This window comes from Arthrobacter flavus (genome assembly GCF_039526005.1).
GTDB classification, from domain to species: Bacteria; Actinomycetota; Actinomycetes; order Actinomycetales; family Micrococcaceae; genus Arthrobacter_D; species Arthrobacter_D flavus.
In genome coordinates this window covers 1-12,473 of the sequence record NZ_BAAAIJ010000032.1, presented here as the reverse complement: position 1 = coordinate 12,473, position 12,473 = coordinate 1, and the positions used below count along the sequence as shown (strand labels likewise).

13 protein-coding genes are annotated in these 12,473 nt (G+C 65.1%); 4 read left to right on the top strand and 9 right to left on the bottom strand.

From position 1 onward, the window contains the following. The first annotated feature begins 31 nt into the window (after positions 1 to 31). Positions 32 to 1,114, top strand: coding sequence for a Gfo/Idh/MocA family protein (locus tag ABD059_RS07685; protein ID WP_343878804.1), 1,083 nt, complete (start codon positions 32 to 34; stop codon positions 1,112 to 1,114). Between the two features lie 73 nt (positions 1,115 to 1,187). Here ABD059_RS07685 and ABD059_RS07680 read toward each other — a convergent pair whose 3' ends face one another. The 3 genes from ABD059_RS07680 to purH all read right to left on the bottom strand — a co-directional run bounded on the left by ABD059_RS07680 (position 1,188) and on the right by purH (position 4,755). Then, a complete protein-coding gene (locus ABD059_RS07680) occupies positions 1,188 to 2,420 on the bottom strand; it encodes an NADP-dependent isocitrate dehydrogenase (RefSeq protein ID WP_343878803.1) in 1,233 nt (410 codons plus the stop codon). Positions 2,421 to 2,519: 99 nt separating this feature from the next. Then, the gene (locus ABD059_RS07675) at positions 2,520 to 3,113 is read right to left on the bottom strand and encodes a hypothetical protein (protein WP_343878801.1); all 594 of its coding nucleotides are present in this window, start codon (positions 3,111 to 3,113) and stop codon (positions 2,520 to 2,522) included. A 28-nt stretch (positions 3,114 to 3,141) separates the two neighbouring features. Next, positions 3,142 to 4,755: a bifunctional phosphoribosylaminoimidazolecarboxamide formyltransferase/IMP cyclohydrolase gene (gene purH / locus ABD059_RS07670; RefSeq protein WP_343878799.1), complete on the bottom strand. Its 1,614-nt coding sequence runs from the start codon at positions 4,753 to 4,755 to the stop codon at positions 3,142 to 3,144. A 225-nt stretch (positions 4,756 to 4,980) separates the two neighbouring features. Between purH and ABD059_RS07665 the strand changes: the two genes are divergently transcribed. After that, entirely contained in the window at positions 4,981 to 6,366 is a 1,386-nt protein-coding gene (locus ABD059_RS07665; protein WP_343878798.1) for an MFS transporter, read from the top strand. On the opposite strand, the gene ABD059_RS07660 is transcribed toward ABD059_RS07665, so the two are convergent. After that, positions 6,344 to 7,360 (bottom strand): magnesium and cobalt transport protein CorA, encoded by a 1,017-nt coding sequence (locus ABD059_RS07660; RefSeq protein ID WP_343878797.1) that lies wholly within the window; start codon positions 7,358 to 7,360, stop codon positions 6,344 to 6,346. The two genes, ABD059_RS07665 and ABD059_RS07660, sit on opposite strands and share 23 nt — an antisense overlap. Position 7,361: 1 nt before the next feature. After that, positions 7,362 to 7,931 (bottom strand): phosphoribosylglycinamide formyltransferase, encoded by a 570-nt coding sequence (purN, locus tag ABD059_RS07655; protein ID WP_343878795.1) that lies wholly within the window; start codon positions 7,929 to 7,931, stop codon positions 7,362 to 7,364. Between the two features lie 39 nt (positions 7,932 to 7,970). Here purN and ABD059_RS07650 point away from each other — a divergent pair, with 39 nt between their 5' ends. After that, on the top strand, positions 7,971 to 8,399 hold the full coding sequence (locus ABD059_RS07650) for a hypothetical protein (protein ID WP_343878793.1): 429 nt from the start codon (positions 7,971 to 7,973) through the stop codon (positions 8,397 to 8,399). Between the two features lie 242 nt (positions 8,400 to 8,641). On the opposite strand, the gene ABD059_RS07645 is transcribed toward ABD059_RS07650, so the two are convergent. Both ABD059_RS07645 and ABD059_RS07640 read right to left on the bottom strand, forming a co-directional pair. Beyond that, positions 8,642 to 9,928 carry a cell division protein PerM gene (locus ABD059_RS07645; RefSeq protein ID WP_343878792.1) on the bottom strand — a complete coding sequence of 429 codons (1,287 nt, stop codon included), beginning with the start codon at positions 9,926 to 9,928 and terminating at the stop codon, positions 8,642 to 8,644. Positions 9,929 to 10,012: 84 nt separating this feature from the next. Then, positions 10,013 to 10,765 (bottom strand): sulfite exporter TauE/SafE family protein, encoded by a 753-nt coding sequence (locus tag ABD059_RS07640; protein WP_343878791.1) that lies wholly within the window; start codon positions 10,763 to 10,765, stop codon positions 10,013 to 10,015. A gap of 78 nt (positions 10,766 to 10,843) precedes the next feature. Here ABD059_RS07640 and ABD059_RS07635 point away from each other — a divergent pair, with 78 nt between their 5' ends. Next, entirely contained in the window at positions 10,844 to 11,473 is a 630-nt protein-coding gene (locus ABD059_RS07635; protein WP_343878790.1) for a DUF1684 domain-containing protein, read from the top strand. Positions 11,474 to 11,512: 39 nt separating this feature from the next. Here the strand turns inward: ABD059_RS07635 and ABD059_RS07630 are convergent, their stop codons facing one another. Beyond that, a complete protein-coding gene (locus ABD059_RS07630) occupies positions 11,513 to 12,259 on the bottom strand; it encodes an ABC transporter ATP-binding protein (RefSeq protein WP_343878789.1) in 747 nt (248 codons plus the stop codon). Further along, the coding region (locus ABD059_RS07625; protein WP_465252656.1) for an ABC transporter ATP-binding protein C-terminal domain-containing protein at positions 12,249 to 12,473 on the bottom strand (225 nt) is incomplete at its 5' end. The genes ABD059_RS07630 and ABD059_RS07625, both read right to left, overlap by 11 nt.

Below are 12,473 nucleotides of genomic sequence, written 5' to 3'. Positions count from 1 at the left end.
TTTTTGTCCGCAGCCACGTAAGGATAGAACGATGAACCTCCACACACCTGCCCAGCAGATTCCCCGGCCACCCTGCGCCGCGCCAGATGCCGCCGACCCGTTCGCAGCCACCGGCGAGCCACTACGCTGGGGGGTCGTCGCCACCGGTCGCATCGCAAGCAACGTCACCGAGGATCTTGCCGGCCTGGAGGACAGCGTCCTGCAGGCGGTCAGCTCCCGCTCCCAGGACTCGGCCCGGGCCTTTGCCGAGAAGTTCGGCTTCTCCACCAGCTATTACGACGACGACGGCGTCACCGGGTACCAGCGGCTCTTCAACGATCCCGAGGTTGACGTCGTCTACATTGCGACGCCCCACGCCCAACATCATGAGGTGGCCAGGGCTGCCCTCGAGTCAGGCAAACACGTCCTGTGTGAGAAAGCCTTCACCGTCAACGCGCGGGAGGCTGCGGAGCTGATCGATCTGGCTCGGGCCAACAACCTCTTCCTGATGGAGGCCCTCTGGAGCCGTTTCCTCCCGAGCGTCAACCGGGCCTGGGAGATCATCCATTCCGGCGAGCTGGGCGAGATCCAGTGGGTCCAGGCCGATCTGGGTTTCCCGTCAGACCATGGCAGCACCCACCGCCTGTGGGACCCGGCTGCTGGTGGCGGGGCGCTACTCGACCTCACCGTCTATCCGCTGACCTGGGCCCTTGGCGCACTGGGGTTCCCCGCCGCAGTGACCGCAGCAGGTGCCCTGAACGACGACAACATCGACACCCAGAATGCGCTCACCCTCAGCTACGAAGGTGGCGCCCACGCCCAGTTGACGTCGTCGCTCGTCTCCTCTGGCCCGGGCCAGGCTACCGTGTCGGGCTCAGCCGGCTGGTTGCGGACCGGGTCGGTGCTGCACAATCCGCGGGAGCTGACTATCCATCCCCATCAGGGCGAGCAGCGGGTGGAGACCTTTGAGCAGGCCGGTCGCGGCTATGTCTACGAGCTGCGCGAAACCACCCGGTGCATCCAGCAGGGTCTGACCGAGTCACCCACGATGCCCTGGGCCGATACCCTCAACACGATGCGACTCCTGGACGGGGTACGGAACCAGCTGGGCTTGCGCTACGCCAACGACGCCTAACCCCGGAGACCCCTGACACAGCAGAGCCCCGACGGGAATCCCGCCGGGGCTCTGCTACATTGCAGGGCTGGTACTAGCCCAGGCGTGCCTTCAGGTTGTCATCGAGGGTCGCCAGGAATTCCTCGGTGGTCTGGTACGCCTGGTCGGGTCCGACGAGGGCCGCGAGGTCCTTGGTCATGTGGCCGGACTCGACGGTCTTGATGACCACGTCCTCAAGGGTCTCCGCGAAGGTGATGACCTCAGGGGTGTTGTCCAGCTTGCCGCGGTGCATCAGCCCGCGGGTCCAGGCGAAGATCGAAGCGATCGGGTTCGTGGAGGTGGGCTTGCCCTGCTGGTGCTGGCGGAAGTGACGGGTCACCGTGCCGTGGGCGGCCTCAGCCTCGACGGTCTTGCCGTCTGGGGTCATCAGCACTGAGGTCATCAGACCCAGCGAACCGAAGCCCTGGGCGACGGTGTCGGACTGGACGTCGCCGTCGTAGTTCTTGCAGGCCCAGACGTAGCCGCCTTCCCACTTCATGGCTGAAGCCACCATGTCGTCGATCAGGCGGTGCTCGTAGGTCAGGCCAGCTGCTTCGAACTGGTCCTTGAATTCGGCGTCGAAGACTTCCTGGAAGAGATCCTTGAACTGGCCGTCGTAGGCCTTCAGGATGGTGTTCTTCGTCGACAGGTAGACGGGGTACTGGCGCTGCAGGCCGTAGGCGAAGGACGCCCGGGCGAAGTCCCGGATGGACTCGTTGAAGTTGTACATGCCCATCGCCACGCCGCCCTCTTCAGGCATGGTGACAATGTCGAACTTCATTGGCTCGGAGCCGTCGGCGGGCTCGAACATCATGGTGACCTTGCCGGGGCCGGGCACCTTGAAGTTGGTGGACTTGTACTGGTCACCGTGGGCGTGGCGGCCGATGATGATGGGCTTGTTCCAGCCCGGCACCAGGCGCGGGATGTTGGAGATGATGATGGGTTCGCGGAAGACGACGCCGCCGAGGATGTTGCGGATGGTGCCGTTGGGCGAAACCCACATCTTCTTCAGGCCAAACTCTTCAACACGTGCCTCGTCAGGGGTGATGGTGGCGCACTTGACGCCCACACCGTGCTCTTTGATGGCGTTGGCGGCGTCGATGGTGACCTGGTCATCGGTCGCGTCGCGGTTCTGGATGGAGAGGTCGTAGTACTTCAGGTCGACATCCAGGTAAGGGTTGATCAGGCGGTCCTTGATGAACTGCCAGATAATCCGGGTCATCTCGTCGCCGTCGAGTTCGACAACCGAACCCTGTACCTTGATTTTTGTTGCGGGCGCGTCAGCCACACGGTCTCCTTGCGGTGGTGGGCCGGCAGCCGTTGTGATGGACGCAGCACGGCCCGTGATTTGTACTGGTTTTATCCTGCTCAACTATGCCACAGGCCACTAATGGTGCCCTAAATGGGTCCCTCCGGGAGGGTGTCCTTCAGTGGGCACAATGTTTCCCCAGCGATCCATCACGGACCCGGGTGGAATGGGTTTACCCCACCGGTCCGCGGCCGGGGCGGGCCGCAGTCCGCGGGTATCCGGCGCCGAATTGTGGCCGGGTGCCTGCCCGGATGTCGTGTACGACGCCGCCTGCCCCCGCCTGATGGTCGGCTGGCGTGCGCCCATCGTCCCCTGTCGGGTTGTCCCGGTGGTCCCGGGGCCGCTGAGCCCGGGCACCTTCGGCGCCCAGGCGGGCAGCTGCAGTTGGCGGAGATCGCCCAGGTTGGGGTGCCGGACCGGATCGAGGCCGGCATCGATCTTCTTCTGGCGCTGGTCCGCTGCCTGGAAGTTCCGCACCGCGAACGCCACCGCGATGACCCACAGGAAAATCCCGGGGCTGGCCCCGAGGAAGAGCAGGACGATGGCGAGCAGGGACAGTCCCAGGCCAAGGATGGCCGAGACCAACCGGGTCCCCGGCGCGACTGCCGGCGCGAACGCCGATCCGGCCAGTGCCATCCCTGCGGCGAGGGTAAAAATCGAAGCGATCTCCATGGGCACTGCCGCCGTCTCTGTTGGCCGGCTAGTGGAAGAAGTGCCTGGTGCCGGTGAAGTACATGGTAATCCCTGCGGCGGTTGCCGCGTCGATGACTTCCTGGTCCCGGACCGACCCGCCCGGCTGCACCACGGCGCGCACCCCGGCGTCGAGGAGGATCTGCAGGCCGTCGGCGAACGGGAAAAACGCGTCCGACGCCGCTACGGAGCCGCGGGCACGGTCGACGCCGTCACCGGCCAGGGTGTTGGCCCGCTCGACCGCGAGCTTGCAGGAATCAACCCGATTCACTTGCCCCATGCCCACGCCCACGGCTGCCCCGCCGTCGGCGAGCAGGATGGCATTGGACTTGGCGGCACGGCACGCGGTCCAGGCAAAGGCGAGGTCGGCGAGGGTGGCGTCGTCGGCCGCGGGCCCCGCGGCGAGGGTCCAGGTCTCCGGCGCGTCGCCGTCGGCCCTGACCGTGTCGGACAACTGCACCAGCACGCCACCGGAGACCTGCCGGAGCTCGGCGGGATCACGCCGGTAGCCTTCCGGCAGGGTCAGCAGGCGGATGTTCTTCTTGGCGGAGAGGATAGTCACCGCTTCGGCCTCGAAGTCGGGGGCGATGACCACCTCGGTGAACACGTCCTTCACTGCGGCGGCCATGGCTGCGGTAACGGTCCGGTTGGCGGCGATCACACCGCCGAACGCCGAGACCGGGTCGCAGGCATGCGCCTTGGCGTAGGCGTCGGCAATGGGGTCGGCCGCGTCGGTCGCACCGACCGCCACGCCGCACGGGTTGGCGTGCTTGATGATGGAGACAGCTGGCTGGTCCAAGTCGAACGCGGCACGCAGGGCGGCGTCGGCGTCGACGTAGTTGTTGTAGCTCATGGCCTTGCCGTGCAGCTGGTCGGCCTGGGCGATCCCCGGGGTGGCACCCTTCTCCACATACAGGGCGGCGTCCTGGTGCGGGTTCTCGCCGTAGCGGAGGACCTCCGACCGTTCCAGGGACAGGCCTGCGTACGCGGGCCAGGTGTCGCCGTCGCCAGTTCCATCACCGAACTGGGAGGCCGTCCACGCAGCTACCGCGTTGTCATAGGCAGCGGTGTGAGAGAACGCGAGCGCAGCCAACCGGCGTCGTGCACTGAGGTCGAACCCGCCAGCGTCGGCGGCAGCCACCACGTCGCGGTACCGTGCCGGGTCCACGACGATGGCCACCGAGGGGTGGTTCTTCGCGGCAGAGCGGACCATGGCGGGGCCGCCAATGTCGATCTGCTCGACGACGTCGTCCTCGGCCGCGCCGGACTTCACCGTGTCGACGAAGGGATACAGGTTCACCACCACCAGGTCGAAGGGTTCCACCTCAAGCTCGCGGAGCTGCTCGACGTGGTCATCGCGGCGCCGGTCAGCAAGGATCCCGGCGTGGACACGGGGGTGGAGGGTCTTGACCCTCCCGTCGAGACATTCCTGGAAACCGGTGAGTTCAGAGACTTCAGTGACGGGGACACCCGCGGCGGCGATGCGCTTGGCGGTGGACCCGGTGGAGACGATGCTGACTCCGGCCCGGTGCAGGCCGGTGGCCAGTTCCTCCAGCCCCGTCTTGTCGTACACCGAGATCAGGGCCCGGCGGATGGGAACTTGGTCAAGATGGTTCAAAGTCACGCGGGGCTCCAGGATTTTTGCTGCGGGTGGGATCGCCTCCAAGTCTAGGTCACTGGGCGCTGCAGGCCTCCTCTCCACACGAGCACCCCCTCCGCCCCGCGAGACACCCCTCCGCCCCGCGAGTCAACAGAAATAACCGGAATCCTGACGAAAACCCGCTATTTGTGTTGACTCGATTCGTGGGGTTTTTCTGATGAGGGGAAGCTCCGGCTGTACAGTTTCCCCGTGAGCTACCAAACTGAATTACCCACCGGGGACCAGGTGGTGCAGGAACTGCCGTGGCGCTGGAGGGTACAGGGGAAGATCTTCCTCATCGGCGGCCTCGGCTTCATGTTCGACGCCTGGGACGTGACCCTCAACGGGTATCTGATCCCCCTGCTGTCGGACCACTGGGATCTGACACCGGGCGAAGCGGCCTGGGTGGCCACCTCCAACCTCATCGGCATGGCCATCGGCGCGTTCGCCTGGGGGTCCATCGCCGACATCATCGGCAGGAAGCGCGCGTTCACCCTCACCCTGCTGATCTTCTCCATCTTCACCGTCTTGGGCGCGTTCTCCCCCGACTTCATCTGGTTCTGCGTGTTCAGGTTCATGGCCGGCGTCGGGCTGGGCGGCTGCATACCCGTGGACTACGCCCTGGTCGGCGAGTTCACCCCCCGTAAACATCGCGGCAGGGTGCTGACCGCCATGGATGCCTGGTGGCCCATCGGGGCCGCCCTGTGTGGGGTGGTCTCAGCGCTCCTGATGACAGCCTTCGGTGACTGGCGGTACCTGATGCTCGTGATGGTGCTGCCAGCTTTGCTGGTGTTCTGGGTGCGACGGTCGGTGCCCGAGTCCCCGCTCTTCCTGGTCCAGAAAGGCCGCCAGGCTGAAGCCGAAGCGGTGATCAACGACCTGGTGAAACGCACCGGGGCCACACCAACCCCCTGGCGGCTACCGTCTCCCGAGGAAACACCGAAGCTGTCCATCGGCTCGGTGTCCGGCCAGCTCACCGCGCTGTGGCGGTTCGACTGGAGAATCACCCTTGCCGCCTGGGGACTGTTCCTGAGCATCCTGTTGGTCTATTACGGGGCACTGACCTGGATGCCGCAGATTCTGGTGCAGGCGGGCTACGAACAGTCAGTTGCTTTTCTGACCACCGCCGGGATGACAGCGGTAGGGTTCTTCGGCGTCGTCGCTGCTGCGTTACTGGTGGAACGGGTTGGACGGAAGTGGATCCTCGCCGTGTCAGGTCCGCTGTCCGCCGTCGCGCTGGTGATCTTCGCGCTTACGGTCGAACTCCCCGCCGTCGCCACCGCCTGGCTCCTCCTGTTCGGCTTCCTGATCCAGGTCGCCATTCCGGTGCTCTACACCTATGTGTCGGAGCTCTACCCCACCGAGCTGCGCGCCTCGGGGTTCGGCTGGGCGTCCACCGTGTCCCGAGTAGGAGCCGGCCTGGTACCGCTGATCTTCGGTTCGCTGCTCTGGCCGGTCCTCGGTCTGCCGCTAACCTTCGCGGCGACCGGCCTGCTCGTGCTGCTGGCGGTGCTGTGGATGGCACGTAACGCCCCGGAAACCCGTGGCATTGCACTCAACCAGGTGAAGCCGCTTACAACCAGCGATTCCGTTTGAACGCCGAATACAGCCCGATGCCGGTGGCGACCATGAGCACCAGGGCAAACGGGTAGCCCCACGCCCACTGCAGTTCGGGTATGACATCAAAGTTCATTCCGTAAATCGCAGCGACCAGGGTGGGCGCGAAGAGGATTGCGGCCCAGGAAGAGATCCTCTTGACCTCTTCGTTTTGCCTCAGGGAAGTCTCCGTCAACCGGGTCATTTCCTCATTTTGACGTTGGGCCACCAGCGTCGAGTGAACGGTGAGAGCATTCTGCAGCAGGGTGCGGAACGTGTTGACCTGTTCGACGAGCCGGATCACATGGTCAAGGACGTCGGCCAGGCGTCGGCCGATTTCAGGGTCCAGATGGTACTTCTCAGATCCGCGCTCCAGGTTCTCCAACATGAACTGCAGCGGTTGGGTGGCCCGCTGAAACTCGATCACCTCCCGGTGCAGCTCGTAGATGCGGCGGGAGACACCCGGATCACCGCCGAAGAGTTCGTTCTCGATTTCGTCGATGTCGTTCTCCAGTCCGTTCAGCACGGGCTCATACTCATCGACAACCTCGTCCAGGATTGCGTACAGCACCGCAGACGGCCCCATTTTCAGGAGCTCGGGTGCCTCCTCCAACCGTCGCCGGACCCGGCCCGGATCCGGTGATTCGGCGTGCCGCACAGTCACCACGAAGTCGGCGCCGACAAAGATATGAAGCTCGCCAAACTCGACCTTCTCCTCGGCGTCGAGGTACCGTGCCGGACGCAACACAACAAACAGGGTGGAGCCGTAGCGTTCCAGCTTGGACCGCTGATGACCCTCCATCGCGTCTTCGACCGCAAGGTGATGGAGGGAAAATTCGTCGGCGACGGCGGCGAGCTCGGCGTCGTCGGGCCGGTACAGACCGATCCACGCCATTCCGCCGAGGGATCGCATGAACTCGAAGGTTTCGGCCAGCGAGACCGGGTCTGTTTGCCGTTCACCCTCCAGGTAGACAGCGTTGTCGACGATGGCCATCTCAGCGGTCGCCCAGTGCGAGCTGGCGGAGGGTCTCGATGAGGAGCGCCCGTTCCTTCACCTTGATGCGTTCATGGAGCGTGTCCTCGGTGTCGTCGTCGAGCACCTCGACGGCGGCCTGGGCCAGGATCGGGCCGGTGTCCACGCCGGCGTCGGCGATCATCACCGTGCATCCGGTCACCTTCACCCCGTAGGCCAGGGCATCCCGGACACCGTGGGCGCCGGGGAAGCTCGGCAGCAGGGCTGGGTGGGTATTGAGGTAGCGGTTGGGGAACGCATCGAGGAACGTCTGGTCAACGATCCGCATGAACCCCGAGGACACCACGTAGTCCGGAGAGTAGGAGGCGACCTTCTCGGTCAGGGCCGCGTTCCAGTCGGCGCGCTGGTCGAAGGACTTGAAGTCCACCACGAACCCGTCGATGCCGGCTGCTGTTGAGCGCTCCACCCCGTACGTATTGTGCCGGTCGGCGCCGACGGCCGCGATGGTGAGGTCGAGGGAGCCGGTGCTGACGGCATCGATGACCGCCTGAAGGTTGGATCCGGTGCCGGAAACCAGGACTACGATGCGCATGGGTCAACCATAGGCTGCGCTCTACCCTAGGGTTAAACCATGACCGACAGCCCCCGCCCCGCCAAGCCAGCTCCGCCCGCTGCCGGGTCGCCCGAGGAAAAAGAACTGGCCCGGACGAGAAGCTACTTCAGGTGGTTCCTGCTGGCGATGCTGGGCGCGGTCCTCACCGCGACCCTCCCCCTGCCGTGGAAGGTCTTCGGTCTGGTCTTCGGGCTGGCGGCACTGGTACTCGGAATTTTCGCGCTGGTGCGGGCGGTGCGGGACAAACTTCCCGGGATGCTGCGCGTCACCACGGTCATCGGATTGGCGGCGACCGCGTTCCTGGTCCTCGGGACCGGCGCCCAGGTGGCTTTCTGGCCGGTCATCGCCGAGTACGAGGAATGCATGAGCACTGCCCTGACCAACTCGGCGCAGAGCGCGTGCCAGGACGAGCTCAGCAACCTGGGCGGCCTCCTCCCCGACTCCTGACCGCAGGGTCACAGGGTGCCTAGGTCCCAGAAAAGTGGCAGCGCCGCAGATCGACGGTCCCTAGGTCCCAGAAAAGTGGCAGCGCCGCAGATGCGTGGTTGCGCCACCACTTATCTGCGGGTCAGCCACTCTTTTGGGGCTTCAATGCGGGGCAGCCACTCTTTTGGGGCTTCACCGCGGGGCAGCCACTCTTTTGGGGCTTCAATGCGGGGCAGCCACTCTTTTGACGGACGTGGCACCGGCTAGGAGCGCTTGTCCCGCTCCAGCAGCGGCCCCGCTGCATACCCGATGACGACGCCGACAGCCACCTCCGCGGCAATCAACAGGCCCACCCACAGCGGGTTGGGACCCAGGTCCACCAGCCGGCCGAGGCCCAGCGACGCGTGAGACACCCACGCGACCGCCCCGGCTGCAACACCGGCGGTCACCCCAATCAACACGGCAGCAGCCAGGGTCGACAGGCTTGCAGTGACCCACCGCTGTGCCACCTTGATTTCCAGCCACTCGTCCAGATGGTTTTCTCCTTCACGGAAGAACCACCAGCCGGCCAGCAGCCCCGCCAGGACCGGGATGGCGAGCGCCGCCAGCCCGTACTCGAGGGTGCCCGGCGGCACGGCGCCGAGGACCGGGATGGCCGGCAGCGGTCCAGCACTGGTCGTCAGGGGAGAAATCGTACTGCCGGATCCCAGTGCAAAACCGGCGCCGGAGGCCCAGGAAAGGGTCCACACCACCAAGTTGGGCAGGAAGCCAAGCTGGGCCAGTGTCAGGGCGCTCCCGCCGACAATTCCTGCATCGAGGCGCTGATAAACGGCCGCCATTTCGGCCCAGCGCAGCCCGAGGGTGACAGCCAGCAGCAATGCCGACAACCCCAGTGATACCGCCAGCGCAAGGAACCCGGACCTGAGGCAGGCCCAGGCGTAGGATCCGGCCCACCGGGAACTCTGGCTGGTCTTCGCCAGCCAGGCGGCGCGGTCGACGCCGATCAGCCGGCTCCACGCACCCGCCTCACGGTACGCGCCAATCACCAGTCCCAGACCGGCCGACACCAGGGGAATCAGGGCGCCCGCAGCAAGCGGGACTGTCGCCTCAGCCGTGGCGCTAAGGTAGGCAACGCCGCCCCCCACCACCGCGTAGATCCCGAGAGCTCCCAGGAGTGCCTGCCACAACTGATCGGAGTAGGAGGCCCGCGCCAGACGCCGGCCAGCCCGCCAGGCGAGCAGGAACGGGAGCAGGGTCAGGCCCAGCGGCACGAGGGACAGAATCCCGGTGGTTCCCACGCCATCCGGGTCGGCCGGTGCGAAAGTCACTTCCAGCGGCACTCCGTGGATGAGGAGCCACACCTGACCGCCCAATTGCAGCATTGCAGTAGGTGTCCGATCGGCGAATCCACCCGCCAACCATACGGCGGCCAGGGGGACCAGGATCAGCAGCCCGGAAATCACTGCTGACTGGGCCAGCTCGAACACACCCTGCAGCCACAGGGGCATAGGCAGGGCACGCCGACCGGGCATACGGAGTGGAAGTTTCATCTCCTCAATGGTGCCACCGGCTAATGCCTGCGAGGTTCAGCGACTCGGTGCCGGGCTCCGGTTCAACGGCTGCAGATCGCGACCCTAGAGCAGGAGATCCAGCAATCCCTTGACCAGAGCGGCCGCGGCGCCGAGGAAAGCGATCACAATCACAAAGAACCGGGCATGGTCGTCCTTGATGAACCGGGAGAGCTTCTCACCGGTGAGGATTCCGAACACGATCACGACGCCGATCGCTGACCACATCCACCATTGCAGCGCGGGCGCATCGGTCGGGTCGAGACTGAGCTTGACCGCGAGGGTGACCAGTCCGATCACCACGAAGAACGGCTGCAGAGTGGCAGCGAACGGGCGTTGCGGCCAGCGGGAGAGCAGGGCGTAGGCGCTGACGGCGGGCCCGCCCACACCGGCCATTGCATTGGTGAGGCCGGCCGTGAAACCGGCAACTGCCTTCGGCGTATTGCCACGCACCACCACCGAGGAGCGCTGCAACACCAGGGACACCGACAGCGCCACCAGAACGACGCCGCCCACCGTCACCGACAGCGGGGCCGACGGCAGCATCACCGCTGCAATCGAGCCGGGAATGGAGCCGAAGACTGAGGGGATCACCATCCACCGGAACATACTCCAGTCGATGTCCTTCCAGACCCTGCCGACGATCAGGGCAGAGGACACCACCCCGCAAATATTGACCAGCACCACACCCTCATGCGGGCCCAGGATGATCACCAGGAACGGCGCGATGAGCAGGGCAAAGCCCAGGCCGGCGATCCGCTGGGCGATAGCGCCGAGCAGGATGGAGAACAAAACAATGAAGAAGATCCCGGTTGTCACAGATGACACAGTACGCCTGGGCAACTGTATTCAGGGTTTCCGTGACGGCCGCCCGACGCCGACCGCTAGGCTAGTGCAATGCCTACAGCTACCACGGCCCTGCACATCGCTGACTGGCGTCAGCAGGTATTCGAGCTTTACGGGCAGGTGCGCGACACCGCACAGGCCGGTTCGCCGTCGTCGGCGCATGACCTGTGGCGAGCGGGCCGGGACAAGCTGTTTGCCAGCCATCCCGCCTCCCCACTCGACGCGACGGCTGTGGCCACCTTCAACGGTCTCGCGGTGGCCCCGTACCAGCCGGAGTACCGGTTTGAGGCAGTGATCGACGACGACGGCGTGGGCGAGAACATGGACGTCCCCACCGGCACTGACGGTACGGTGACCTTCCAGCGGCTGGGCACCGTGGGGCTCGACGGCGTCGGACGGCTGGCGCTGTGGCGGCTCGCGTCGTACGGCGGCGGGCTGTTCCTGCCCTTGCGCGACGGGTCTGCTGGCACGGCCGGCGGGACCTACGGCGGTGGCCGCTATGTGCTGGACACGGTGAAGGGTGCACACCTGGGCGTGGTCGGCGACCGGCTGATCATCGACCTGAACTTCGCCTACAACCCGTCGTGCGCCTATGACGAGGCGTGGGCCTGCCCGCTGCCCGGCGTCGACAACCGGGTGGACGCCGACCTGCGCGTCGGGGAGCTGTACTCCACCTATTAGAGGCCCCAGCCAGCCGCGCCCGGGCACCAATCGCTGCGCCTAATCAGCAGGCAACCCAGCCGGACGGCCGCCAAGATAGAGTTCACCAAGCTTGGGATCCGCGAGCAGCTCCGGCGCCGGTCCGGTGATGTGCACCTTCCCAAGGTCCAGAACGCAGCCTATGTCGGCAGATTCCAGCGCGCGGCGGGCATTCTGCTCGACCAGAAGCACAGCTGTTCCAGCGTCCCTCATCCGGGCGATCTGTTCGAAAACCTTTGTTGTGGTTTTCGGATCCAGGCCCATGGACGGTTCGTCCAGGAGGACCACCTTGGGACTCACCATCAACGATCTGGCGAACTCCACCTGCTTTTGCTGCCCGCCTGAGAGCAAGCCTGCAAGCTGGCCCCATCGCTCGCCCACGATCGGGAAGAGGTTCTTGACAAATGACGACCGCTCTTCGATAACTTTACGATCCTTGACTGAATAGGCACCGAGGAGCACGTTTTCGCCGACAGTCATCTCTCGGAATACGCTGTGCCCCTGCAATACGTGGGAGAGTCCAGTGGCCAGCATCTGCTGGGGAGACTTCCCGGTGACATCATCCCCATCCACGACGATGTTCCCGGCGCGTGGTGTCAGCATGCCACTTGCCACCTTGAGTACTGTGGATTTCCCCGCCCCGTTGGGCCCCACAAGGCACACCACGCTGGCAGGCGGGACCCGGACGGTGAGCCCCCGCAGAACAAGGGCCGCCCGCCCGTAGCCCGCTTCAATGTCATTTAGCTCGAGCAAGAATTCAGACGCCAAGGTAAGCCTCCAATACTTTGGGATCCTTCTGGATCATCGATGGGACGCCGGAGGCAATGGGCCTCCCCTGGTCGAACACAATGACGTGGTCACACAGGCTCATCACCAGTTCCATGTTGTGCTCGACAATGATGGGACTGCTGAAGGTTTGGTTGACTCCTGACCTGTGAGGATTAACCTCGCGGGTGGAAGGATGTTCATCATGCCTAAAGCC